Source organism: Acinetobacter sp. ANC 4178 (assembly GCF_004331175.1).
Classification (GTDB): Bacteria; Pseudomonadota; Gammaproteobacteria; order Pseudomonadales; family Moraxellaceae; genus Acinetobacter.
In genome coordinates, this window is the sequence record NZ_SJOD01000003.1 from 228,770 (window position 1) to 255,125 (window position 26,356).

The following is a 26,356-nucleotide window of genomic DNA, read 5'->3' on the forward strand; positions in this document are numbered from 1 at the left end:
TTAATCTATCGGTTTAGCACGCTGTATTTAAGCTTCAATTAAGTCCGATTTAAGTTTATATTGGTTAAATCAAAATAATTAAAATATCGTTTGTGTAACCATGCCTGAATTACAACGCTTTAGCTTAAAACAAGGATTGATTCTGCTGTGCTGTTTTATTCTTTTACAGTTCTGGTTCCCTGTTGGTGGAAAACTCGACCTTATGCTCATACAGCCATGGACGGGTATACATGGTCAATTTCCATGGCGCTATGACTGGTTCTTGGAAAAACTGAATCATAAATATGTCAAAAACCTTTTAATCCTCTGTGATGTGAGCTTTCTTGCTCTTTGGCTTGCCAGCTTTAAAATCAAACGTTTACATGCGCAGCGTTGGCAATATGCCTATCTATTTGGATTACTCATCCTCAGTACCAGTGTTGTTGGCATACTGAAATCACAATCGGGACATGCATGCCCATGGAATATGACAGAAGCCACAGCAACAGGCTTTCTCTGGAATTTCAACCTCAGTCATGGTCACTGTTTCCCAGGTGGTCATGCCGCCACAGGTTTTGCCTTAATGACAGGATTTTTTGCCTTTAGACAAACAGCACCCAAACGTGCTTATTTTTATCTGATTGCAGGCTTGATTTTAGGTTTTGGTATGGGCTGGGCTCAAATGATGCGTGGTGCTCATTTCCTCAGTCACAATTTGTGGACAGCATGGGTCATTTGGTGCTGTAACGTTGCACTTTATCCATTATTTTATAAACGATTGACATCATCTCAAACTGTAGAGTCAGCGCAACCTTCTGCTTCTATTCAACAGCCTGCAACGGCAAACACTGAAGAAGCAGCTTAAAACTTTCTCTAACGGCAGTTGTAATGATGATAACAACTGCCAAATTGATGGTGCGTCTCAACGATTAAATGAGCTGAGCTAAAGTCAGCCTCAGCCTGTATTTCTGTGTTCTTAGATTACATATTTGATGAGAGCCTCACCTTTGAATCGTCTCATTTATCGCAGGATATTTTTAAAATAAAAATCTATTCAATCTGATTTGAGCGAACTTTTATGCTCGCCCCGCTAGTTTCAACTTAGAGGGATGGTTGATCTGACTTCACCTGTTTAGGAAACTGTACTTGTACAAATAAGCCTCCTAAAGTTTGACTCTTGCCAAACTGGATTTTTCCACCTAAATGTTCGGCAGCCTTTTGTACAATCGAAAGACCTAAACCACTTCCCATCTCTAAATGATGATGAATGCGATAAAAACGTTTCATAATCTGTTCATGTAAAGCAGGATCAATGCCGGGACCACTGTCTTCAACCTGAATAATGGCCTCATTTCCTTGAGAAAAAATCGAGACATTAATCACGCCATTTTTAGGTGTGTATTTAATTGCATTATCAATCAGATTATAAATTATTGAGCGTGCAGCAGATTCTAAACCATTGACCAATACTTCCTCTTGGTGCTCCATCCCCAAATCAATATCTTTATGCAAAGCCACATGAATCAATTGTTCCACACAGTTTACTGCCACTTGGTTTAAGTAAAATGGCTGTTGTTGCATGGTGTGTAGGCTACTTGCATCTTGCTTGGCTAAATCGAGTAACTGGCTAATTAAATGCTGAATACGAATTAAACCTTGGCTTAAATTTTCTAATGCTAGGTTTCCTGGAAACTCACGCAATAGAATTTGCATCTGTAAATTCAGCGCGGTAATGGGTGTTCTGAGCTCATGTGCGGCATCTGCAATAAACTGACGCTGTTCTTGTTGTGCCAACTCAATGCGTTCAAATAAATGATTCATCTCTTGAATCGTGGGTATTAACTCCACTGGATAGCGATTCAGCTTAATAGGCGTAAGTTCATCCAGACCACGGCGGGCAATTTCTTGTCTAAACTCATCCATTGGCCTTAAGCTTCGTAAAATGACCCAGCCTAAACCCCATAAAATAAACGGGATCATGACGAGATACGGCACGAACATACTGGCTGCCAACTCCAACGCTAAATGACTTCTTGCAGAAAGAGGCTGACTGACCTGAATTTGATAATGTTCTGTTGGTAATACATACATACGCCACACCCCTTGCGTGGTGGAGCGGTCATAAAAACCTGCCTGATCTACATTATGTAATAACAAATTGAACTGATGTTGGGGTTGTTCCTTTTTTTTCCAGACATCAATAAACAAATCTTCTTCATGATAGCGTTTATGAATATCAAAATGACTTTTGATAGGCGCGGGATCATGTGCGACGATCCGTTCCGCAAGGTTCTGCATTTGAGCATCAAGAATTTCATCCAGTTCACCCAATGAAATCCAGTATGCCGTTGCAATTAACACGCAGCCTAACAGTAAACTAAACCCCGAAACAAAGATCAGTAATCTTTTCTTTAAAGATGTTTGTGTTGACATTGCGTGCAGTTGCTGCATAAAACCCTAATCCAATTTGCCTAAACGATAACCCATACCACGAATTGTGCGGATAAAATCCTTACCCAACTTTGCACGCAAGTGATGGACATACACTTCAATAGTGTTGCTATTCACTTCACTATCGAAGTCATACAGCTTATCTTCTAAATTGGCTTTGGAAAAAATCTTATTCGGATAACTGACCAGTGGCACCAGAATTGCCCATTCACGATTGGAAAGCTCCAACTCCAATCCATTCAGTAAAGCAATATGTTGCTCTACATCTAATACAAGATCACCATAACGAAGTACCAACGTTTCACTTGCTGGTACTTCGTGGTTAGTGCGACGTAATAAGGCTTGAATGCGTGCTAAAAGCTCCACAAACTCATAGGGCTTAACCAGATAATCATCTGCGCCCTGATTCAAACCATCTACCCGATTCTGCACCTGATCCCGTGCAGAAATAATCAAAATGGGTAAACTCGGAAAACTTTGACGGATTTTTGCCAACACCTGCATACCATCCATCATCGGCAAGCCTAAATCTAATAGCACGACATCAAAACTTTGCTGCTGTAGAAGCTTTAACGCATCTAAGCCATTATTCACCCATTCCACTTGATAATCATGCAATTGCAACAATGTCTTGCTGGATTCTGCAATCATGAAGTCATCTTCGATCATTAAGATTGTGGTCATTCTGCTTGTCCCGGCTTATGCCTTTCCATCTGGATTGGTTGCACATTGTTTTAACATATCATTTTTATCATCAATCACTTGGGTTTTAATTTCAAGCATCGACAATAAGGTTGGGAATAAATTATCCTGACTACGAAGAGCTTGTTTTTGCTGCTGTAAACAACTGACTTCAGTTGCATTATGCTGTTGCCATGCAGGTGAGAACCACATGATCATTGGCACATGAGTTTGCTGAATTGGAGCAATTGCATATGGTGCACCATGCAAATACATACCGCTTTCACCCGTAGACTCACCATGATCGGATAAATACCAGAATCCAGTTTGATAATTTGGCACATCTTTGATGGTCTGAATGACCTGATTTAAAACATGATCTGTATACACAATGGAGTTGTCATAACTATTCAACAATTCATCTCGGCTACAACCTTGAATGGCATTGGTTGAACACATTGGCTTAAAGGGTTGGAACTGCTCCGTAGAACGTTTGTAATAAGCTGGACCATGACTTCCCATCTGATGTAACACGATGAGTTGTGGTGTCTTATCTTCGGCTGGAATGCTCGCCAAATATGACTTCAAGCTATCCACTAAGACCTCATCCTTACACTCACCTTCAGCATCACACCATTTTTGTTTTAATGGTGCTGGAATTTCAAACTTATGCACACGGTCACAAGTACCTTTACACCCTGAGTTATTATCAATCCACGTCACCTTATAGCCTGCACGCTGTGCAATATCGAGTAAACCTTCACGGTGACTTGCCAATCGCTCATCATAATCCTTACGCGGCATTCCAGAGAACATACATGGCACTGACACTGCTGTTGCTGTACCACAAGAGCTAACTTGTGCAAAACTAATCACATTCTGCTTAGACAATTCTGGATTGGTATTTTTGGTATAGCCATTCAAAGAAAAACTCTCAGCACGTGCTGTTTCACCAACCACCAATACCATTAATTTTGGTTGTGTTGGCTTACTGGTATTAATAACTCGATGTGCATCAGTCCCATAAGTCACTAAGGGTAAATTTTCTTTTGGCGCTTTCTTTTTATAATACGATATAAACGATGCAATCATGTTTTGTGGCGAAATCATCCCTTTCAAATCTCGGTTTCCACGAAAAATGGCTGCAAAATCAACGTAAAATACAAATAATAGACTACAAACAATTGCAATAGAAACAACTGAAGCAATGCCTTTCTTCACGATTTGACGCAGAATAGGCTCTGGTTTGAATTTAACCATTAAAATGGCAATGATCGGTAAAACCGTCATTCCCAAAGTCCACACCACTAAATGCCATGACCATGTATCCTTTGCTTCAGAAATATCTGTCTGCATCAAATTCTGGATCTGATCTGGAGTAATTAAAACACCCAAACTGCTCACCGCATAAGATGCAAAGCCCCCAATAAATACCAATGCAATTGCAATCGGTTTGGCTGTCCATTTCCAGTTCAAAATTTGAAAAAGGAATGTATATGCAGCAACCAACACACCAACTGAAGCAGCAATGAATAAACTAGACTTTATGCCTGTATGTGGGGTAAGCGATTGCATTCGCTCATAAAATGGCACATTTAAAACAGCGGCTAACCATATTGCCAGCAATAGGTTAAACGTGAGTAAAGACATCGATTTTATTTTAAATTTCTGTAGTAACATAACCATCACAATCAAAAAGAAAAATCCTAGCTTTGCTAAGATATAAATTAAAACTTAAACCTGACTTAAAATAAAAAAAGGACGCCGCTTTTGCACCGTCCTTTTGAATTGTTTTTCTAATTAAAATTAGAATTTGAATTCTAAGCCTGTACCGACTACAGGTTGTTTAGTTTCTAAATCACCACGTTCAAGTGTTAAATAACCACCGTAACCATATAACTTCACTTGCTTGCTGAAAGCGTAGTCTACGCCCGCCATAATTTGGTCAGCATCGTAGTCATCTGAGTTGTCTTTAAAGCTGGTCGAGTTCGCACTGTACTGTGCTTTGATAGTCCACGCTTTTGCAGATGGAATGTTATATTCCGCACCCACTAACCAACCATCTGACTTATCAATGTTTGCTGCACGTGCAATTTGTGTAGCTCCATCAGTATCAGAGTTTGGCTTCTCTTCTACTTCAGAAGTTTGATACAGCGCTTTTAATGCCAAGCTGTTGTCGAGCACATTTAAACGACCAATCGCACGTAACGTATTTGCTGCTGCAAATGCAGTATTTGCACCCGTAACACCACTACCCACTTCGGGATTAGTTGCGTTTGTCATACCACGACCTGCAAATGTCGTTGGAACCGCTTTATCGTATGCAACACCCGCCACAAACATTGAGCTGTCATAGACTAAAGATGCTGACCAAGTATCACCTAAACCACGACCCGCTGCTTTAGAAGCACCATTGCCTTTTGCAATGCCACTGTCTTCACCAGTTGCAAGTAAAGCATTAAATTTGATTGCACCTGTAGGTAATGTCAGTGCTGGCGCTTCATAGACTACAACATTTGCAAGACGAGTCTCACCCGTCATAATGCCGGTGATGTCTGCTTTATTTGCAACATAGTTGTTAAACGTATCTACAACACTAGAAAGCTGTTTTAATGGAGTATCATGCGTACCTACTTTCACAGTCCCTAATTTGGCATCTTTTAAACCTACATAACGGTTACGTGCAGACCAATCAGTCCCTTCACCATCTGCGTTAAATGCCCATTCAGCCAAATACACAGCGCTTAAGCGGTCATTTAATTTTTCATCACCTTTTACACCAAGGTAAGAACTGTTTGAACTGACTTCTACGACATCTTTATCTGGAGTACCTGACTTATTGTCTTCTGGTAAATAGTCCACACTCGCATCAATCTCACCATAAAACGTTGGTGCCGCAAAAGTTGAACCCGCTAACAAACTTAAAGCAATCGCTGCTGCAATTTTGGTTTTCATTAATCATTTCCCTGGTGTTAATTTTGTTACAAATATTACATTGCAGTCACATATTACAAAAGGATTAAATTTTTATTTATATATATGTTTTAATACTTTAGGCTAATAACAACCAAACAACTGAATTGTAAGATTATTTTTCACAATCCACCCATCGAAAAATTGTAACAAGGCAGAAAATTGCTATAAAAACGATCAAAAATAGATAATTTGCATAGCCTAAAGCATCACCAACCACGCCACTGACACTGTATAGAATTCCGCTTACCGTTGCCATAACCGCAACCTGAAAAGTGAAATCTGTAGCCGCATACTCAGTACGACTATATTGCATGATCAAGGTTAACATCATCACCAGCAACATAGCGGAAACTGCATCTTCCGCAGCATTAATGGCATAAATCACGATAGACGCTACCGTCTGTTGCTGTTCATATTGATAAGCTAACCAAGCATAAGCCGCTAAAGACATAATTTTAAGCCAAGAAAACAACCACAATGCTTGAGCGCGGCACATTGTTCTCAATAATACTCCAGCTACACCCGCCCCACACAAGGCTGCTATTGCCCCCAATATGGTCACATACACACCTATTTGACTAAAGCTCAAACCCAAATCGACCATTAAAGGTTTGAGCAGAGGCCCTGCTAATCCATCTGCCACTTTAAAGGTCAATAACACCCAAAACCACCGCCATAACACAGGACTGCTGCGGTAATACTTTAAATATTGAGCAATCGCTTTGCTTTTCTGTCGCCATGAAGTTGAGGGCTGATGCATCACCTGAACTTGTGTAGACTCCCGATACAACCATACGGGCAATGTATTCAGTAAGACCAATCCCGCCAACAGCAAAAACGTCGTCTGCCATTCAAACCCATCTAACATCCAGAGCATCGCACCGCCACCGACAATAAACCCCAAACGAGAACCTATCACTTGAAAGGTGTTACCCCAGTGTTGCTGTTCAGATTTTAAAATACGAACGGCTAGTCCATCTGTTGCAATATCCTGCGTCGCACCTACAAAGTTCAAACTCAGTAAAACAATAAAAAATAAGAATAAATATTGAGGTTCATTCAAGGTATGAATAGGTAAAAATGACAGCACAATCAATACAATGACCGTGAGCAATTGTGTCGGAATAATCCAACTTCGATAATGCCCACGCTGATGACTACCTAATCTGTCTATCCACGGTGCCCAAAGGATTTTGATTGACCATGGCAACATTAATAAGCCAAAACCACCAATATGCGCCAATGACACCCCTTCTGCACGTAGAATGACAGGCAGCGCATGTGTCATAAATCCCACAGGCAAACCCTGCGCCCAATATAGAGAGAACAGCAATAAATAAACATTTTGTGCAATAGGCATAAGCCGTAATCCTACGATGGGTTCTTGGTGCACTGCGGTGAGCATTTTTGCACATCGAAGCTCACATTTTGCCAATGAAGCCATTATTTCGAAAGCGTAATATCAAGAAAAACCAAGAATATTTGTCAGGATGACAAGCTCATGTCCGCTTCATATTTTCCTGTGCTACCGCCCCACGTTCCTAAACGAGGCACAGCATTGAGCAAGCGATTTTTCCGACAGCTCTTTCTCGCACAAGGCTGGTCTTTTTCTGGTGAATTTCCCGATTTACCCAAAGCAGTTGCGATTATTTCCCCCCATACCTCCAATATCGATGCATGGCATGGCTTTACTGCACTATTGGGTTTAGGTATTCAAATTACCGTATTCGGCAAACATACGCTGTTTAATACCCCACTGAAACCACTATTAAAATGGATTGGCGTAATTCCTGTTAATCGAACTTCGCCACAAGGGCTAACTGAGCAAATTATCCAAATCATACAAGCGAAAGAGCAAATTTGGATTGGTATGGCGCCAGAAGGAACACGAAAAAATGCCACTAACATTAAGAGTGGTTTTTACCACATCGCAGTCGCTGCGAATATTCCAATTGTCATGTTCGCCTTTGATTATGAAGAGAAAACCATTCGTTGTTTAGGTGTCTTTTATCCAAGCGGTGACTTTAGTCAAGATTTACCGAAAATTTTAGCCTGTTATGCAGGACAATTCTCTGCAAAAAATCCTGAATGGCTGGCAAAACCGTTACAAACTCTCGTCAAAAAGTGACTGGAAATATGTGTCAAAATTTGATCTGATATGCGCAATTTTCATCCTGTTTAGAGTGCAATGTCTCAGCTACGCTTTTTTCAATATGGCCTGATTGGCTTACTCGGTTTTACCCTTGCGGGCTGTGATAAAGCAGCAACCAAACCACCTGTAACCACTCCCATCAAGGCACGTGAACCCGTTATCGCAATTGCTCTCGGTGGTGGTGGTGCCAAGGGTTTTGCACATATTGGCGTACTTAAAGTGCTCGAATCGCATGGCATTAAACCCAAAATTGTCACTGGTACCAGTGCAGGGAGTTTTGTTGGCAGTATTTATGCCAGTGGCAAAAGCCCTTATCAGCTGCAACAGCTCGCACTACAATTACAAGAGTCCGATCTGCGTGACTTGACCCTAAACAGCCAAGGCATTGTGTTGGGGCAAAAACTACAGAACTATGTCAATAAAAATGTCGGCAATCAGCCCATCGAAAAATTTCCGATACGCTTTGCTGCGGTTGCAACTCGCTTAGACAATGGCAAAAAAGCTGACTTTATTTCAGGTAATGCAGGTCAAGCCGTTCGTGCATCCTGCAGTATTCCAAATGTCTTTGTCCCTACCACTATTCGGGGGAGTAAATATGTTGATGGTGGCTTGGTTAGCCCGATTCCTGTGACTACGGCAAAAGCCATGGGTGCAGATATTGTCATTGCAGTCGATATTTCTGCCCGCCCCGTTGGCAATAAACCGCTGAATATGTGGGGTTTACTGGATCAAACCATTAATATTATGGGGCAACAAAGTATTAATACAGAGTTAAATCAAGCCAGTATTGTAATTCAACCTAAAGTTGGGCATGTCGGAACTTTAGATTTAAAAGCCAGCAATGAATCCATTCTTGAAGGTGAAAAAGCAGCACAACTCAAAATTAAAGCGATTGAAACGGCTATTAGTAACTTTAAGAAGTCTCCCGCAGCATTTAAACCTGCACCGAAGGCAAAATTCTAAATAAACACTTTTTTAATATTCATCATCTTAGACATCTGTTACAGTGAATAATGATACCTTTGTAAGCACTATTCACTAACACAATACACGAGTAGATGTATGGAATTTGTTTTTGAACCGTGGCACTGGTTTGTCCTCGGTGTTTTATTAATGCTGTCTGAATTGATCCTTCCTGCTTTCGCAGCGTTGTGGTTTGGGATTAGCGCCATTTTGGTGGGTATTTTATTGTGGATTTTTCCTGCCCTCGACTCAACAGCACAATTGGTGCTGTGGATGATTCTGTCCATCCTTTGCACCATCGCGTGGTTTAGATTCATCAAACCTCTCTCCATTGATAAAACTAAAGCAGGGCTTTCACGCGAAGCAACCATTGGTCAAATCGGAATGGTCATTCAAGTCAATATGGAACATGAACAAATCCGCGTCAGATTTCCAATGCCAGTTTTAGGCTCTGATGAATGGAACTGCCGCACTCTCTCGAGTGTGAATGTTGGTGATCGGGTACGTGTAGTCGATATTCTGGGGAATGATCTTGTGGTACAGCCACATCGTCCAAATCATGACAATCAATAAAAGCGAGTAAAACTATGTCAGCGGGATCTATTATTGTTATTGCGTTGTTGGCTTTTGTCGGCATCACGATTTTTAAGGGGGTGCGTATTGTTCCCCAAGGCTACAAATGGATTGTGCAACGTCTAGGTAAATACCATACGACACTAAATCCTGGTCTAAACTTTGTTATTCCATATGTCGATGAAGTGGCTTATAAAGTCACCACCAAAGATATTGTTTTAGATATTCCCTCTCAAGAAGTGATTACCCGTGATAATGCCGTATTGGTCATGAACGCGGTGGCATACATTAATTTAACTACGCCTGAAAAAGCAGTCTACGGGATTGAAAACTACACATGGGCGATTCAAAACTTGGTGCAAACCTCGCTTCGCTCTATCGTAGGCGAAATGGATTTAGATGATGCACTTTCTTCACGTGACCACATTAAAGCGAAACTCAAAGCCGCCATTTCTGATGACATTTCAGATTGGGGGATTACTTTAAAAACTGTTGAGATTCAAGATATTCAACCTTCTCAGACCATGCAGTCAGCGATGGAAGCTCAAGCTGCTGCTGAGCGTCAACGTCGTGCAACCGTAACCAAGGCAGATGGTGAAAAACAAGCGGCCATTTTAGAAGCCGATGGTCGACTCGAAGCCTCACGTCGTGATGCAGAAGCACAAGTGGTACTCGCAGAAGCCTCACAACGTGCGATTGAAATGGTCAGTTCAGCCGTGGGGGATAAAGAAATTCCTGTTGCCTATTTATTAGGTGAACAGTATGTGAAAGCCATGCAAGAGATGGCGAAATCCAATAATGCCAAGACAGTAGTTTTACCTGCTGATGTTTTAAATACTATTCGCGGTGTCATGGGTCGTAACAATTAATCCGACAGATGATATCCCTTTGCATTTCAGCAAAATAGGCAGTTTATGACTGCCTATTCTTTTTTTTAGAACAAAAAACTCAGAAAACTTTGTGAATTTATGTTTAAATCCCGCGCTTATTTTTAGGATATTGTTTGCTTTTTGTAACTATTTTAACAAAAAGCGGAAATTCCAGTTTGTGATTTAACTCCCAAGGATAAGCGTATGAGTTCACTGAATCCGACCTTAATCACTTTTTTCTTTTATATCATTGCCATAGTTTTTATTGGCTTGATGGCTTACCGTGCGACCAACAATTTTGATGATTATATCTTGGGTGGTCGTAGTCTAGGAAGTTTTGTGACTGCACTTTCAGCGGGTGCATCTGACATGAGTGGTTGGTTACTCATGGGTTTACCTGGTGCAATCTATTTATCAGGTTTATCTGAAATGTGGATTGGTATTGGTTTAATTATTGGTGCTTGGCTTAACTGGCTATTGGTCGCAGGACGTTTACGTGTGCATACCGAAGTGCAATACAACGCACTAACCCTCCCAGACTATTTTTCCAATCGTTTTAATGACCATAAAAAAGTCCTACGTATTGTCTCTGCCTGCGTGATTTTAATTTTCTTCGCGATTTATTGTGCTTCTGGCATGGTGGCTGGTGCACGATTATTCGAAAACATGTTTGGTATGTCTTATACAACTGCGCTTTGGGTCAGCGCGATTGCAACCATCAGCTATGTATTTATTGGTGGTTTTCTTGCTGTAAGCTGGACAGATACCATTCAAGCCACCTTAATGATTTTTGCCCTCGTACTCACACCTATTGTTGCTGTACTCAGCTTTTCTGATACGCAACAACTGACCATGGCTCTTGAAGCTGCTCGCCCTCAAGCAATGAATTTATTTGGTGACTTGAGTACAGTAGCCATCATTTCATTAATGGCTTGGGGTTTAGGTTACTTTGGTCAACCGCACATTCTGGTACGCTTTATGGCAGCAGATTCGGTGAAATCAATTCCAAATGCTCGTCGTATTGGTATGGCATGGATGACCTTCTGTTTAGGCGGTGCGGTGGCCGCGGGCTTCTTCGGGATTGCCTACTTCCAACAACATCCTGAATACGCTGCTGTTGTCAGTGCCAATCCTGAAACCGTATTCATGGAGTTAACCAAAGTTCTGTTTAATCCATGGATTGCGGGGATTGTACTTGCGGCAATTTTGGCGGCTGTGATGAGTACTTTAAGCTGCCAATTATTGGTATGTTCTAGCACCTTAACTGAAGACTTCTACAAAGCATTTCTACGTAAAAATGCTTCGCAAAAAGAATTAGTTTGGGTTGGTCGCCTTATGGTGTTATTGGTCTCTGTTCTCGCCATTTGGATGGCTGGTAATCCTGATGCCAAAGTATTAGGACTGGTTGCTTATGCTTGGGCTGGCTTTGGTGCCGCATTTGGTCCGCTGATTATCTTGTCTTTATTCTGGAAACGTATGACGCTCACGGGTGCGCTTGCAGGGATGCTTACAGGCGCAGTCATGGTTATTGTGTGGAAGAATGCCTTTTCTGCAACAGGTATTTATGAAATTATTCCAGGTTTCATCTGTGCAACAATCGCGATTATTATGGTCAGTCTATTCAGCAAAGCGCCTGAACAAGACATTACTGATCGTTTTGATGAAGCTGATAAACTTTACAAAGCATCAAAATCATAGTCATAAAAAAACTCTATATGACCCACGGGTGATATAGAGTTTCTTGTTCATCATGGATGGTATATTTAGCTTAGAAAATACATCCATCTACTGCTTAAAATTGTCGAGCCAATAAGAATTGAGAAATTTGCTCTAATTCTTGCGCTTGCCCTTCAAAAAACTGCAAAGCTGCAAACGCTTGGTCATGCAAGTTTTGCGCATAAACTTTGGCTGGTTCTAAACCCATTAATGCAGGATACGTCGACTTATCGACCTGTTCATCTTTACCCGCAGTCTTACCGAGTTGTTCTGTATTGGCAATAATGTCTAAGATATCATCTTGGACTTGAAAAGCCAGACCAATATTTTGCCCATACTGACGTAATTGCGGAATCGCAGGATCCGTGCCCTGAAAAATCGTCACCGCTGCCATCATAATTGCCGCAGTAATTAAAGCACCCGTTTTATTACGATGAATGGTTTCTAAAGCCTGCTGATCAATTTGCTTGCCTTCAGCCTGTAAGTCTAGTACCTGCCCACAGACCATTTTTGACGAAGCTGTCGCTAGAATTTGCATTTGCTTAAGTACGATAGACGGGTCAACCGCTTCACCTTGGTCAAATAAGCGGCTACCCAAAACTTCAAATGCCATAGATTGTAAAATATCACCAGCTAAAAGCGCAGTATCTTCCCCATAAGCCACATGACAAGTCGGCTGACCACGTCGCAACTGATCATTATCCATGCAAGGTAAATCATCATGTGCCAAGGAATAGCAATGAATCAATTCTACCGCTACGGCTGCACGACGCACGGCTGCCCTATTCTGATTGGGGCGAATTGCTGCTGTGGCATAACATAAGGCTGGACGTACGCGTTTTCCGCCCAACATCACCGCATGATGCACTGCACTTTTTAACGGCTCTGGTAAAGAAAAAGCCTGTAATGCGGCAAGAAGATCTTGCTGAATCTGCTGTTGCGCTTGATGCAACGTATTATTTTGTACGTCAGTTAAAGATGACACATTTGCCTCGAGTATTTTGCTATACAGCGCCACAAAGATGCTGCATGACCATCAAAGTTCGGATTACTCGTGATTGTACGCTAAATGCGAAGCCTGCCATACACCTTGATCTAGATTTGATAAAAGTTAGTTTGATAAATCTTAATGCTATAGACGGCATACTTCATTTCAGCCAAGCAACTTAAAGTATTCTGCATTAAAACCTACTTCCACTTAGCTCAGACCGTACGTTTCCACACAATGAGAACTCTATTACTTATAAACAAGACTCATGACATCGCTGCTGTTTTGGGTAGGAATAACATTCGGTATGGGTACTATAATACACGCTATTTTTAAGCCCTTTTTTAGCACAATATAGAGCTTGATCTGCCAACTCATAGAATGAGCGAGCAAACATAAATTCCTGAGTATTCACCACACCCACTGAAATAGACAATTCATGCAAAATTTGACCACGGAAATGCTGTCCTAAAATCTCAACCGAACTGCGATAAACTTCTGCCTGCTCACAACCTTGCTGTAAGGAAAAGTTCGGCAATAAAATCGCAAACTCTTCTCCGCCAATACGATAAATATGATGTGCAACTTCAATCGGGCTTACATTGAATAATGTCCGTGCCAAAGCTTTGAGCACATTGTCCCCCAAATTTTGCCCATAGAGATCATTCATTTGTTTAAAATTATCAATGTCGATCAGCAATAGCGTTAGTTCGGATATTGTATGCTGCGTCATGCCATACAAATAATGTTTTAATTTCAAATCAAAAACACGACGATTAGATAAACCCGTTAAATGATCCTTTTCACTGATACGTCGAAGTTCTAAATGACTTGCCTCAAACTGAATTTGCTTATGCATTAAATTGGAAATATCTGAACAACATAATAAAATAGATTGTACTTCACCATTGTCACTATAATTCGGCTTCAACATGACCCAATAATAGCGACCAAACACTTGATATTCAAAGGGTTCGACTGAAAGCCCTTGTCTGAAACGTAATACATTTTGACTAAACACCTGAAAGCATGCTTCAGAAAATTGTGCGAGATTTTGTAAATACATCTGCTCAACTGAAACATCAAAACCACTTGCAAAAAAGCGATTGGCAAACAAAATATCTCCTGTAGGTGAGAGTAATGCGGTTGCCAAGGGCAAAGAATCTAACACTTCATGGGTATTAATATTTAAATTATTTTGAAGAGAATGTGCATTCATAATACATACATTTTTTTAGGTTAAAGCTACGCAAAATGCTAGCAAAAATTAGGCTCTAAACATTCAAATATAAAACGGATAGCTTATAAAAATATAATATATACAAATTTATGAATTGCTTATTCATATTTAAGCAATAACCAATAAAAAAGCCCCTATCAACAAGATAAGGGCTTTAACAATGTGCTAGAAATAGCTTATTTTAAACAATCTTCAGGCACGCGTACCCAGCCTTCCATCAATACGCGAGCACTACGACTCATAATGGCTTTTTTCACCTGCCATTGACCATTTTCCAAGATCGCTTGCGCACCCACCCGCAATGTCCCTGAAGGATGTCCAAAACGTACCGCTTCTCGTGCACCGCCACCTGCTGCTAAATTTACCAATGTTCCAGGAATTGCCGCAGCAGTACCAATCGCAACAGCAGCCGTCCCCATCATGGCATGATGCAGCTTACCCATCGACAATGCACGTACCAGTAAATCGCTATCTGCTTCGGTAATGGCTTTACCACTCGAAGATACATAGGCTTTCGGTTTGGAAACAAAGGCAATTTTGGGTGTATGTTGGCGTGTAGCCGCTTCAGCAATGTCCTGAATCAAGCCCATCTGCTTTGCACCATATGCACGAATGGTTTCAAAACACTTTAATGCCGCAGCATCACCATTAATTGCTTCTTGGAGTTCTGTCCCCGTATAGCCAATATCTTCAGCATTTAAGAAAATCGTCGGAATACCCGCATTAATAAATGTCGCTGAGAATGTCCCCACCTCTGGTACTTCTAGCGTATCCACAACATTTCCTGTTGGGAACATGGCACCACCATCTTCACCATCATCCGCAGGATCTAAAAATTCAATCTGAACTTCCGCCGCGGGGAACGTCACACCATCAAGTTCGAAATCACCTGTTTCTTGAACTTGTCCATTGGTAATAGGTACATGTGCAATAATGGTTTTTTGAATATTGACTTGCCAAATACGTACCGTACATATGCCGTTTTCAGGAATACGTGCCGCATCCACCAAACCATTGGAAATCGCAAATGAGCCCACAGCAGCGGTTAAATTACCGCAGTTACCACTCCAATCCACAAAAGGTTGATCGATAGACACTTGTCCAAACAAATAATCGACATCATGCTCAGCTTGTGTACTTTTCGCTAAAATGACGGTTTTACTGGTGCTTGATGTTGCTCCACCCATCCCGTCAATTTGTTTTGCATACGGATCTGGACTACCAATGACGCGCAGCAAGATTTGATCACGAATTTTACCCGCCACCTGTGCAGCTTCTGGTAAATCATCGCACTTAAAAAACACACCCTTACTGGTACCGCCACGCATATAAGTCGCTGGAATTTTAATTTGAGGAGCGAAAATCATTGTCCTTCTATCCTTCCTGATTCATTTTTTTAACAGATTGCTTCGTTTAAACCTTATCCATCATACTGCTTTTTATGAAAAAAAATTGTCTTGCAGGACTTAAGTATAAAAAATCAACGTTTGATCATTTTTTTTACAGCATGCAGAACGATAGAGTCATTTTTTAAATAAATCTAAACAATTGATTCATCATTCAATTTTATATGTTAAAAAAGAAATACGCATAGTGAAATGATTTGACCGATCGTTCATCTACTAGGCTAAGTGTAATCAATCCTTTACAATCCATATACATTCATCGTCGGGCTGAGAACTTTGAACAATAACTCTTCACAACTTCAGCGTGGCTTAAAGAACCGTCACATCCAACTTATCGCCATGGGTGGCGCAATTGGTACAGGCTTATTCTTAGGTTCCGCACAGGTTATCCAATCTGCAGGTCCATCCATCATTTTAGGCTATGCCATTGGTGGTTTAATTGCATTTTTAATTATGCGTCAGTTGGGGGAAATGATTGTCCATGAACCTGTTGCTGGTTCATTTAGTCATTTTGCTTATCAATACTGGGGCAAATTCCCTGGCTTCCTTGCTGGTTGGAATTACTGGATTCTGTATATTTTAGTGGCGATGACTGAACTCACCGCAGTCGCTAAATATATTAATTACTGGTGGCCTTTTATCCCTGCATGGGCTTCGGTACTGTTCTTCTTCGTTGTCATCACCCTCATTAACTTGGGTAATGTAAAGTTCTATGGAGAGTCGGAATTCTGGTTAGCAATTATTAAAGTTGCTGCCGTCATTTCCATGATTGTATTCGGTTTATATTTATTATTTACCGCAGACGCAAACTCAACGGCTTCATTTAGCAACCTTTGGACACACGGTGGATTCTTCCCGAATGGCTTTGAAGGTCTATTTTATATGTTGGCTTTCCTAATGTTCGCCTTTGGGGGGATTGAACTGATTGGGATGGCAGCAGCAGAAGCTAAAGATCCTGAAAAGACGATTCCTAAAGCCATCAACCAAGTTGTGTTCCGTATCCTGATTTTCTATGTGGGTTCATTGACTATTCTGTTGTCTTTAGTGCCTTGGAACCAATTGGATTTGGGTGGTTTGGACAAAAGTCCATTCGTGATGATTTTTAGCCAAATGGGCATTCAATGGGCCGCGCATTTACTGAATTTCATTATTCTAACTGCGGCTTTATCTGTATATAACAGTGGGATGTATGCCAATAGCCGTATGTTGTTTGGTTTAGCGGAACAGGGAAATGCGCCAAAAGTTTTCTTGAAAGTGAACAAACAAGGGGTGCCAATTCCTGCGGTATTGTTCTCGGCATTGCTCATTTTCGGTTGCGTATTGTTAAACTACTTTGTCCCTGAAGATGCGCTTGGTCATTTAATGTATATCGTTGTGGGTGCATTGGTATTGAACTGGGCAATGATTAGTTTGACACATTTAAAATTCCGTCAAGCCATGAAAGCCAGCTCAACTCTAACTAAATTCCCTGCGCTTTGGTCACCAGTAAGCAACTATTTAGTCCTGATCTTTATTGCAACTGTGCTATACATTATGTGGACGCAAGGCTTTAAAGAGTCTGTACTGATGATTCCAGTGTGGATTGTGTTAATGCTAATCTTCTTTAAAATGATTAAACCAACCAAGAGCTAAGTAACTTTGGGTTGAATTTAAAAAAGTTATTGCCTTGGCAATAACTTTTTTTTTGCTTTAAAATCAGGTACATTATTTCCACTTTAGCGCCCTTAGCTTAACTGGATAGAGCAGTTGCCTCCTAAGCGACCGACGTGGGTTCGAGTCCCGCAGGGCGCACCATTTTATGGTTTATTTTGATTTTAATTGATCTTATTAAATATCTTGTAGACTAATATTTTTACACTACAAAATTTTATATGCAAAACCTTGTACTGTAAAAATGCCCAAGATAGTCAAAAGTCTCACCGATAGTAAGATCAAAAGCCTCAAAGCAGATCCAAACCAGCACCAACGAATTTCAGATGGTTGGGGGCTTTATCTATTCATTCACAAAAATGGTTATAAATATTGGAAGTTTGACTACAGTCGCCCTTACACTAAAACACGTAATACCATTACATTAATTTTGGTATCTACCCAACGACTAGCCTTGCAGAAGCTCACATTAGAAGAGATGAAGCCCATAACCGTGCCAAACATTTAGAGAAGAGAAAAGAGATGATGCAGAGATGGGCTGATTATTGTGGAAAGATAAAAACTGATCGTAACTTTCTTTAATTTTTAGAAACAGTAATTGTTACTATCCCCTCTTAGAGTTAGTTTCGTATATTAAAATATGTTACTATTATTTCAGTAGTAACTTTTAAATTGATTAATTCTTATGAGCAAAAATACCAGTCTTGAAGTCTGTCCAATTGCAAGAAGTCTTTCAGTTCTTGGCGATGCTTGGAGCATGCTAATCTTACGAGATGCACATACAGGTTTTACTCGATTTGACCAATTTCGTAAAAGTTTAGGTATTGCTCCCACAATGCTAACGAAACGTTTGTCTGTTTTAGTTGATGAAGGACTACTTGAAAAACGGCAATATTCTGAACATCCGCCACGTGAAGAATATGTACTCACTCAAGCAGGCCAAGATTTTCTACCAGTTCTGTTTGTGATTGGAGCTTGGGGACGTAAGCATAAACCGTTTGAAAATCCTGAAAAAATGCCTATATTCCTTGATGCTAAGAATGGTACTGAAATTAAGCCTATTGTGATTGATCAAGTGACGGGAGCCGAAATTGGCACTCGAGCTATTCACCAACAAACTGAATAAAGCTAAAAAAGCACTCAATATGGGTCATACTGATCAGTTAAGGAGTTTGGTCATAAACGCCTTAACTTTTTGGTTCTTCACAACCGAGTCTTACATTTTTTAAATCCAATATTTGGAGCTCATCTATTACTTTAGATAAGCCCAAATGAGAAACTCAAAATATATTTTGAGTTCGCAAGAAAGGCATCTTGCGACGCAGTGCGCCTCACCGCAAAACTCGCCAAATACCTTTTATTGATTAATAAATTGCAGAAACTGTACTTTTCCAAAGTAGTCTTTCCTCGAACAATTGCGGATGACGTTTTCACATATCGAATAACATCATGAATTTAAAAAATAAAATGCCAGTCAATTTCTTAACTGACTGGCATGACTCAATATAAGTGCCTTTTTATACGGTTTATTTTAATGATCGATTCATGATTTTATTCGAGTACGCTGCGTCGCATACGTTCCCCAACCACTGCGTAAAACTGACTTGATAAATGCCCATAAGCCACTCTCTTTAGGTTTGGGTGCTTTACCTTGAGCAATACGGTTAAGTTGTCGGGTGTACCACAGCACTTCCATAATTCCAAGATGATCGATTTTTTTAATGCCAGTCTTAATCGGTTGAACCTTTTGTTTGCTATTGGTTCCTGCTAACAAATATTTTGCTGCATCTGGATCTATTGCCATAAGCCTTGCAATTCCGACAACATCAAATGCATTAGATTCTAACGCTTGATTCATTCCCTCCGCACTTCTAAAGCCACCTGTAACCATTAATGGTGTTGTTACACGCTTTCTCACTTTTTCAGCAAAATCAATAAAAAATGCTTCACGCGCAATGGTTGAAGATTTCTGCGGTGCTTTAGCTACACCAGACTCATAAGTACCACCTGAAATTTCAATCAGGTCAATCCCTGCGGCTGCTAATGCCTTAATGACCTCTAAAGAATCCTCTTCAGTAAATCCACCCTTTTGGAAATCAGCGGAGTTGAGTTTTATGGCAATTGGAAAATCTGCACCGACCTGTTTTCGTATTTCTGTATAAACGGACATTAGAAATTTACGACGCTTTTCAGGTGTACCACCCCACTCGTCAGTTCTTAAATTGTGTAATGGTGATAAGAATTGATTAATCAAATATCCATGTGCAGCATGGATTTCAACACCACTGAATCCAGCCTTTTTACATATCACTGCACTACGACCAAAGCGTTGAATAATCTCTATGATCTCATCATGAGTTGCTTCATCGGGAGTCGCAAATAAAGATTGCATTTCAGCCCCAAATGGCACAGCCGATGCAGAAATATTACGGACATTTAATCCTTTTGGTGATTGTTTCCCCGGATGGTTGAGTTGCGCCCACAATTGTGAACCTTGCTCGGTAACGCATTTCGCCCACTTCTTTAAACTTTCAAAATCACGCTCATCTTCAATCACAACATTGCCAGGCTCACCTAAGGCACGTCGATCAATCATAATGTTGCCCGTGATAATCATGCCAATCCCTGATGATGCCCAACGCTGATATAGCCGAACATGTTTTTCGTTTGGATTATTGGAATAACTGGCTAAAGTTTCACTGGTTGCAGCCTTCGCTAACCGGTTTGGAATGATGACACCATTCGGTAAAGTTAAAGGCTGATTCAAAAGATTCGTTTTTAATTGCAGATGAGTCATGGCTTATCTCACACAGTTAAAGAGGGTTTTGAATGGGGTTGAATAAAGTCCACTAAACTTTGAAACTACATCACATCCACAAAATTTCCGGTAATGACAAGGTCTTGTGTTTTAAGTGCAGTTAGAAACGTATTGACACTATCTTTCGCTGACAACACGGCAAAACCCGTACTACCTGTTTTAAAGGTAAAGGTAAAACTTGGAGATTTAGTTTGTCCTGCGTGAGAACTTATCTTGCCATTTTTGACTTCAAAATAACGCCCTTCACCACTTGCCGTCTGGATTTGGAATGTGACATTTTTATCGTTCACATAAGCCGCACATTTCGGATTCTTTTTTACCGCACGCTGCATGAGCTTGGTCAGTATCCACAGCAATAATTTAAATTTCATCATTTTTATCTTCTTGATTCATCAAATTGAATGGACCGAACTCATGGGCATTATTCATCTAAAAACTGTATTGCATGTTTTACGAAGCGTTCAGGGTACTGAAATTGGGCACCATGTCCTGCATCTGGGTAAATAAACAGCTGTGCATTTGGAATATTCAGTGCCATCTGATAGGCATTGATGGTCGGAATCATCACATCATCCACACCATTGAGGATAAAAGTAGGCTGTTTAATCTCACGTAAATGTGCAAATGGGTCTTGTTCATCAAGCTTCGGTAAAAAGTGCATATTGGCTTCAATCTGAGCCTGCATTACGTCGACTGAACTTGCTGGATCCTGATCTTTACGCTCATGACGACGTTGCCAAAAATCACGACCTGCTTGAATTGCTTTTGGTGATCGACCAAAGAATAAAAATAAAAAGTCCTCTTCGGAAGGCACTGCACTGGTGGCATGTTTCAAGACCAAAGCAGGGACATCTGGATCATCACCGCGTGGTTTTCCTCCTCTTGGGCCTGTACCCAAAAGCATTAATTTTCTGACCAGTTCAGGGTGACGACGTACTAAATCCTGTGCCTGAAATCCTCCCAATGAAAAACCAAGTAGATCCACTTGGTTTAAACCCAATGCACGAATCACTGCGGCAGCATCATCAGCCATATCTTCAATGCGAGTACGTGGCTGACCTGTGGATGAAGCGACACCGCGACCATTAAATAAAATAACTTCTCGCCCTGCTGCTAACCCATCTGTAATCAATGGATCCCAATTGTCCAAACCGCCTCGGAAATGCTGAAGAAAAAATAAAGGCGGTTGCTGAGTGTCTGGATTCCCCCAGCGACGATAGGCAAATGTTGCTCCATCAACTTCTATAAACTGGGTTTCAGCTGTTTGATGTGTAATTGCAGTCATCTTCATTGTCCTCATTTAAATATCTGATTGGGTCTAAATTTATTTAGCCAAGAACGTGAGCGTTTGTTTTACAAAATCTTGATTAAACTGAAAGATCCCACCATGTCCTGCATCTGGATAGATAATGAGCGAGCTATTTGGGAGGCGTTTTGCTAAGTCGTAGGTATTCACTGTTGGAACCATACGGTCATGATCACCATTGGCAACTAACACAGGTTGTTGAATCACAGAAAGGTCAGCAGGTTTTTTACTTCCCCATTTTTTGAGTGCTTTAAGCTGAGCACGATAGGCAGAAAGCGTGATTTCTTTATCACGCTTTTCAGTTCGTTCATTAATACGTTGAATAAACTGTTTTGCAGCAGCTTTACCGTTGTCTGTCCGAGTAAAAAATAAATAAACTTTAGGATCTTGGCGAGTCGTCATACCACGGACTAAATCCCAATTTGAAACTCGCCCTACTGTACTGATTCCTATCCCACCTGCGGGGCCAGTTCCCGATAAAATCATTTTACGAATCAAGTTTGGCTGTTTTAAAACAATCTCTTGCGAAATCATGCCGCCCATTGAAAAACCAAATAAATCGACTTTTTTAAATCCTTTTGCTTGAATAAAAGTAATGGCATCATCTGCCATTTGTTCAATCGACTGGGCAGGTTCACCCGTAGAAGCACCAACACCACGGTTATCAAAAACCACCACGTGATGTTTCGCGGCAATACCATCAATGATTCTTGGATCCCAATTGTCTAAGACAGCAGCCAAATGATTGAGAAAAATGACAGGCGTTCCACCATTTTGTTGACCATATTCTCGGTAAGCGAAGTTAACGCCACCTGCACTAATAAATTGAGTTGGTACATTCTTCCAATTTGTATCTTGTTGAGCGTTTTGCCCTGCTTGCGGATTGCTAACAGCACTTGATAACACTTTATGTGCCTGAATTGATGGTTCATTAAAAGAAACCGATGGCACAACTTCTGCCTGAGTTAAGGGAGCACTAAAAATAGATATCGCCGTCAAACTCATAGCAACTGTATTTAATAAAAACTTCATTTCTCTAATCCTCAAATTTAATTCATTGATCTGATTCATCTGTTTTTTTATGAGTGATCTTTCAAAGGGAGAAAAGATAAAAAACAGAGTAAGTATCGATTTAATACCAACTATACACCGGCAAAAATACATTGTCACTATCTTTTTAGTAGTAACTATTTTAATTTTGTATTATGATCAAAACATCAAGGTGAAATTGGTTATCCAATCACCAACATATTACAAGTGAGAAATTTGGTATGACGAGTAAAGTAGTTCTCATTACAGGCGCATCTTCGGGTATTGGTTTAGCAACAGCAGAGCTTTTACATGAGGCAGGATTTATTGTTTACGGTACGAGTCGACGTACAAGTGATGCTTTGCAATATAAATTCCATCTGATTGAGCTAGATGTAAATAATGATGATTCAGTGAATCATGCAATAGAAAAAGTGATTCAGAATGAAGGTCGAATTGATGTTTTGATCAATAATGCAGGATTTGCAATCGCACCAGCTGGCGCTGAAGAAAGTTCTATGCAACAAGCTCAAGCTATTTTTGATACCAATTTTTTTGGTGCTGTCCGGATGACCCGTGTGGTACTTCCAGTCATGCGTGAACAGAAATCTGGACTTATTCTAAATATCAGCTCAATTTTAGGACTTTTACCAACACCTTTTGGTGCGCTTTATTCTGCATCAAAACATGCGCTTGAAGGTTATTCAGAGTCTTTAGATCATGAGTTAAGGTCTCAAGGCATTCGTGTTTCACTTATTGAACCTGCTTATACCAAAACCTCATTAGGAATAAACTTACTTGAAGCAGATGCAAAAGTCTCAGCGTATGACCACATTCGTGAGAAGCTACATCTACAAATGATAAAATCAATTAATAAGTCAGATGATCCGAGTGTTGTTGCTAAGACCATTTTAACGGTCATCAACAGTCAAAACATATTACCCCGCTATACCTCGGGCAAGGCAGCAAAACATTTGAAGAATTTACGAAAATTTGCCCCAGTGAAGATCTTTGATAAATTAATTCAACGCAGCTTGAAAGTTTAATGATGCTTATAAAACGTTAAAACAAAATTCAAAAAATAGAGGTCCTAATATGAAAGCAGCCTACATTAACCGCTACGGCAATATCAATGATGTACAACTGGATGAACAATCCAAACCAGTTCTAACAGAAAATGATGTACTCATTAAAGTTCATGCCGCAAGTATTAACCCACTCGACTTAAGAGTTTTAGAAGGTGAATTTAAGGCAATTCTGCCCGTTCAATTTCCTTTTATTTTAGGCAATGATTTCGCTGGCACAGTTGTTCAAGTTGGGGCAAATGTCACTCAGTTCAAAGTCGGTGATGAAGTGTATGCCAAGACAGATCTGAATGGTGCTTTTGCCGAATATACGGTCGTTCATCAATCGTCACTGGCACTGAAACCTCAAAATATTTCTATGGAACTCGCAGCGTCTCTTCCCCTTGTTTCTTTAACTGCATGGCAAGCTTTGGTCGAAATTGCGAGAGTTCAAGCAGGACAAAAAGTACTGATTCATGCTGGTTCTGGCGGTGTTGGCTCAATTGCTATTCAGCTTGCGAAACACTTAGGTGCGACTGTTGCGACAACCACGAGTGGTAAAAACGCTCAATGGGTCAAAGCATTAGGCGCAGACATTATCATAGACTACAAAACCACTGATTTTGAACAAGAACTTAGAGACTATGACGTAGTGTTAGATACGCAAGGTGGAAAAACCTTAGAGAAGTCTCTAAATGTCCTTAAACGTGGTGGGCGTATTATCAGTATCTCAGGTCCACCAGATCGTGAGTTCGCAGAAGCAATCAAAGCCAACTGGTTACTGAAATGTATTATCCCCTTTTTAAGTTGGTCAATCCGAAATAAAGCCAAAAAAAGAGGCATCACCTACTCATTTTTGTTTATGCAACCGAATGGTCAGCAGCTATCTGAAATTTCAAAATTAGTCGAGTCGGGGAAAATAAATCCAATCGTTGATAAGACTTATGAATTCAATGAAATTAAAGACGCTTTTCAATATGTAAATACTGGACGAGCAAAAGGTAAAGTCGTGTTAAAAATTGCAGATTAATATAAAAACCAGAGATTCAAATAAAAAATAAGGGAGCCAAAGCTCCCCGTTTTTATCGACTCACCAACTTAGATTCGATCCACGGATGAATCTCCCAAACTGACCAACCAACACGAGCAGCTGTTAAATTAGTTTTTTTGGGGGAACGTTGGAGCATACTGTTTATGCTTTTCATTTCTAATGTTTTAAATCGTTGCACGACTTAAACTTGTAATTTGCATGACCATATTCAGTATTTACGAAATAGAAAAAAAAGAGGTAGCGGACAAATTTATTCCGATGAATTCAAGACGTGCTCAAAATTAAATCACTATTTGGCATCAGCAGGTGATAACGATCTATATATTTATTTTATATACAAAAATTTTAAAATTATCCTAAAAACCCCAAAGCCAATTGCCGATATTTATTTCAAAAAGAAAATAAGAAGGAACGCGTATTAACCTCTGGTTCATATCCATTTTGGATATATTATTTGCATAAAATATGATCTAATAATTATAAAAATACAATATACTTAACAAAATATGTTGAGTATATAACATGAAAATATCTTTGCTCATCTCATCACTTCCCACACAGAACACAACTACTCGGATGCGGGTGTGGCGCGCTCTTAAGGCAAGTGGCGCTGCAACCCTTAGAGATGGCGTCTATGTACTCCCGATTGCACATGGCGAGAAATTTGATGCTATTGCCAATGATGTTATTTCTGAGCAAGGAACTGCTTATATATTCCATACAGAGTCCCTTTCAAATCTTGATCTTTCGAGTATTTTCAGTCGAAAAGAAGAATACGATGCTATTTATCAAAAGCTTACAGGATTACGGGATAGCCTGACTCAAGCAGAAAAGAAAGAGCTACTCAAGCAAGTTCGTAAACTCCGAAAAAGTATCGATGCAATTGTAAAAATTGACTATTACCCTGATGAAACTCAAGCACAGGTTTTAAATGAACTTTCATTATTAGAATGCTCGATTGCACATCTGGGCGAAGTCAATGAACCTCATGCAATACAAACCCACATTCAACTTTTAGACAAAGCAGAGTATCAAAACCAGCTTTGGGCAACGCGAAAAAGACCTTGGATTGATCGGCTAGCTTCTGCATGGCTGATTAAGACTTTGATTGATTCCAAGCCTACCTTTATGTGGTTAGAAACTCCCGATGATTGTCCTGAAGAAGCATTAGGATTCGATTTTGATGGCGCAAGGTTTAGCCACGTGAATCATTGGGTCACCTTCGAAGTTCTTTTGCATAGTTTTAATTTAGAAACACCCGCACTCAAAAAAATCGCTGAAATTGTGCATTACCTTGATGTCGGTGGGATTGAACCTCCTGAAGCAAATGGTATTGAAAAAGTCATACAAGGTCTTCGAAGCCAAATCAACAACGATGACCAATTATTTGAATTATCCAATCATATTTTTGATGGCCTCTATGCCAACCTATCCAGAGAATAAT

24 protein-coding genes, 1 tRNA gene and 1 pseudogene are annotated in these 26,356 nt (G+C 40.2%); 13 read left to right on the forward strand and 13 right to left on the reverse strand.

Annotation, left to right across the window (positions count from 1 at the left end):
• Positions 1-100 precede the first annotated feature (100 nt).
• A complete protein-coding gene (locus E0H87_RS08160) occupies positions 101-844 on the forward strand; it encodes a phosphatase PAP2 family protein (protein WP_131323126.1) in 744 nt (247 codons plus the stop codon).
• Positions 845-1,080: 236 nt separating this feature from the next.
• On the opposite strand, the gene E0H87_RS08165 is transcribed toward E0H87_RS08160, so the two are convergent.
• From E0H87_RS08165 to E0H87_RS08185, 5 genes are all read right to left on the reverse strand, one after another.
• Positions 1,081-2,412: a sensor histidine kinase gene (locus E0H87_RS08165; protein WP_131323323.1), complete on the reverse strand. Its 1,332-nt coding sequence runs from the start codon at positions 2,410-2,412 to the stop codon at positions 1,081-1,083.
• Positions 2,413-2,436: 24 nt separating this feature from the next.
• On the reverse strand, positions 2,437-3,114 hold the full coding sequence (locus E0H87_RS08170) for a response regulator transcription factor (protein WP_131323127.1): 678 nt from the start codon (positions 3,112-3,114) through the stop codon (positions 2,437-2,439).
• Positions 3,115-3,129: 15 nt separating this feature from the next.
• On the reverse strand, positions 3,130-4,791 hold the full coding sequence (locus tag E0H87_RS08175) for a phosphoethanolamine transferase (RefSeq protein WP_131323128.1): 1,662 nt from the start codon (positions 4,789-4,791) through the stop codon (positions 3,130-3,132).
• 126 nt (positions 4,792-4,917) lie between these two features.
• Positions 4,918-6,066: a porin gene (locus E0H87_RS08180; RefSeq protein WP_131323129.1), complete on the reverse strand. Its 1,149-nt coding sequence runs from the start codon at positions 6,064-6,066 to the stop codon at positions 4,918-4,920.
• A 133-nt stretch (positions 6,067-6,199) separates the two neighbouring features.
• Complete coding sequence (locus tag E0H87_RS08185) at positions 6,200-7,447, reverse strand: MFS transporter (protein ID WP_131323130.1); 1,248 nt, start codon at positions 7,445-7,447, stop codon at positions 6,200-6,202.
• 141 nt (positions 7,448-7,588) lie between these two features.
• Between E0H87_RS08185 and E0H87_RS08190 the strand changes: the two genes are divergently transcribed.
• The 5 genes from E0H87_RS08190 to putP all read left to right on the forward strand — a co-directional run bounded on the left by E0H87_RS08190 (position 7,589) and on the right by putP (position 12,342).
• Positions 7,589-8,215 carry a 1-acyl-sn-glycerol-3-phosphate acyltransferase gene (locus E0H87_RS08190; protein WP_131323131.1) on the forward strand — a complete coding sequence of 209 codons (627 nt, stop codon included), beginning with the start codon at positions 7,589-7,591 and terminating at the stop codon, positions 8,213-8,215.
• A 60-nt stretch (positions 8,216-8,275) separates the two neighbouring features.
• Positions 8,276-9,202, forward strand: a complete 927-nt coding sequence (locus E0H87_RS08195; protein ID WP_131323132.1) for a patatin-like phospholipase family protein — start codon at positions 8,276-8,278, stop codon at positions 9,200-9,202.
• A gap of 99 nt (positions 9,203-9,301) precedes the next feature.
• On the forward strand, positions 9,302-9,775 hold the full coding sequence (locus E0H87_RS08200) for an NfeD family protein (RefSeq protein ID WP_131323133.1): 474 nt from the start codon (positions 9,302-9,304) through the stop codon (positions 9,773-9,775).
• A gap of 14 nt (positions 9,776-9,789) precedes the next feature.
• Entirely contained in the window at positions 9,790-10,644 is an 855-nt protein-coding gene (locus E0H87_RS08205; protein WP_131323134.1) for an SPFH domain-containing protein, read from the forward strand.
• A 204-nt stretch (positions 10,645-10,848) separates the two neighbouring features.
• Positions 10,849-12,342 carry a sodium/proline symporter PutP gene (gene putP / locus E0H87_RS08210; RefSeq protein ID WP_131323135.1) on the forward strand — a complete coding sequence of 498 codons (1,494 nt, stop codon included), beginning with the start codon at positions 10,849-10,851 and terminating at the stop codon, positions 12,340-12,342.
• Between the two features lie 94 nt (positions 12,343-12,436).
• On the opposite strand, the gene E0H87_RS08215 is transcribed toward putP, so the two are convergent.
• From E0H87_RS08215 to prpF, 3 genes are all read right to left on the reverse strand, one after another.
• Positions 12,437-13,345 carry a polyprenyl synthetase family protein gene (locus E0H87_RS08215; RefSeq protein ID WP_131323136.1) on the reverse strand — a complete coding sequence of 303 codons (909 nt, stop codon included), beginning with the start codon at positions 13,343-13,345 and terminating at the stop codon, positions 12,437-12,439.
• Between the two features lie 256 nt (positions 13,346-13,601).
• Complete coding sequence (locus tag E0H87_RS08220; RefSeq protein ID WP_131323137.1) at positions 13,602-14,567, reverse strand: GGDEF domain-containing protein; 966 nt, start codon at positions 14,565-14,567, stop codon at positions 13,602-13,604.
• 197 nt (positions 14,568-14,764) lie between these two features.
• Entirely contained in the window at positions 14,765-15,955 is a 1,191-nt protein-coding gene (prpF, locus tag E0H87_RS08225) for a 2-methylaconitate cis-trans isomerase PrpF (RefSeq protein ID WP_131323138.1), read from the reverse strand.
• A gap of 315 nt (positions 15,956-16,270) precedes the next feature.
• Here prpF and E0H87_RS08230 point away from each other — a divergent pair, with 315 nt between their 5' ends.
• From E0H87_RS08230 to E0H87_RS08240, 4 genes are all read left to right on the forward strand, one after another.
• Positions 16,271-17,626, forward strand: coding sequence for an amino acid permease (locus E0H87_RS08230; RefSeq protein ID WP_131323139.1), 1,356 nt, complete (start codon positions 16,271-16,273; stop codon positions 17,624-17,626).
• 86 nt (positions 17,627-17,712) lie between these two features.
• Positions 17,713-17,788 (forward strand) — tRNA-Arg (locus E0H87_RS08235).
• A 100-nt stretch (positions 17,789-17,888) separates the two neighbouring features.
• Complete coding sequence (locus tag E0H87_RS16345; protein ID WP_413773114.1) at positions 17,889-18,152, forward strand: integrase arm-type DNA-binding domain-containing protein; 264 nt, start codon at positions 17,889-17,891, stop codon at positions 18,150-18,152.
• Between the two features lie 177 nt (positions 18,153-18,329).
• Entirely contained in the window at positions 18,330-18,770 is a 441-nt protein-coding gene (locus E0H87_RS08240; RefSeq protein WP_131323140.1) for a winged helix-turn-helix transcriptional regulator, read from the forward strand.
• A 417-nt stretch (positions 18,771-19,187) separates the two neighbouring features.
• On the opposite strand, the gene E0H87_RS08245 is transcribed toward E0H87_RS08240, so the two are convergent.
• The 4 genes from E0H87_RS08245 to E0H87_RS08260 all read right to left on the reverse strand — a co-directional run bounded on the left by E0H87_RS08245 (position 19,188) and on the right by E0H87_RS08260 (position 22,800).
• Positions 19,188-20,441 (reverse strand): NADH:flavin oxidoreductase/NADH oxidase family protein, encoded by a 1,254-nt coding sequence (locus E0H87_RS08245; RefSeq protein ID WP_131323141.1) that lies wholly within the window; start codon positions 20,439-20,441, stop codon positions 19,188-19,190.
• A 65-nt stretch (positions 20,442-20,506) separates the two neighbouring features.
• The gene (locus E0H87_RS08250; protein ID WP_131323142.1) at positions 20,507-20,836 is read right to left on the reverse strand and encodes a helicase; all 330 of its coding nucleotides are present in this window, start codon (positions 20,834-20,836) and stop codon (positions 20,507-20,509) included.
• Between the two features lie 47 nt (positions 20,837-20,883).
• Positions 20,884-21,747, reverse strand: a complete 864-nt coding sequence (locus E0H87_RS08255) for an alpha/beta fold hydrolase (protein WP_131323143.1) — start codon at positions 21,745-21,747, stop codon at positions 20,884-20,886.
• Between the two features lie 39 nt (positions 21,748-21,786).
• The gene (locus tag E0H87_RS08260; RefSeq protein ID WP_131323144.1) at positions 21,787-22,800 is read right to left on the reverse strand and encodes an alpha/beta fold hydrolase; all 1,014 of its coding nucleotides are present in this window, start codon (positions 22,798-22,800) and stop codon (positions 21,787-21,789) included.
• A 239-nt stretch (positions 22,801-23,039) separates the two neighbouring features.
• On the opposite strand from E0H87_RS08260, the gene E0H87_RS08265 reads away from it, so the two are divergent.
• Positions 23,040-23,843, forward strand: coding sequence for an oxidoreductase (locus tag E0H87_RS08265; protein WP_131323145.1), 804 nt, complete (start codon positions 23,040-23,042; stop codon positions 23,841-23,843).
• Between the two features lie 49 nt (positions 23,844-23,892).
• Positions 23,893-24,891 carry an NADP-dependent oxidoreductase gene (locus tag E0H87_RS08270; RefSeq protein ID WP_131323146.1) on the forward strand — a complete coding sequence of 333 codons (999 nt, stop codon included), beginning with the start codon at positions 23,893-23,895 and terminating at the stop codon, positions 24,889-24,891.
• A gap of 52 nt (positions 24,892-24,943) precedes the next feature.
• Here E0H87_RS08270 and E0H87_RS16290 read toward each other — a convergent pair.
• Positions 24,944-25,118 (reverse strand): annotated as a pseudogene (locus E0H87_RS16290) (AlpA family phage regulatory protein).
• A 316-nt stretch (positions 25,119-25,434) separates the two neighbouring features.
• On the opposite strand from E0H87_RS16290, the gene E0H87_RS08280 reads away from it, so the two are divergent.
• Positions 25,435-26,355 (forward strand): chromate resistance protein ChrB domain-containing protein, encoded by a 921-nt coding sequence (locus E0H87_RS08280; protein WP_131323147.1) that lies wholly within the window; start codon positions 25,435-25,437, stop codon positions 26,353-26,355.
• Position 26,356: the final 1 nt, after the last annotated feature.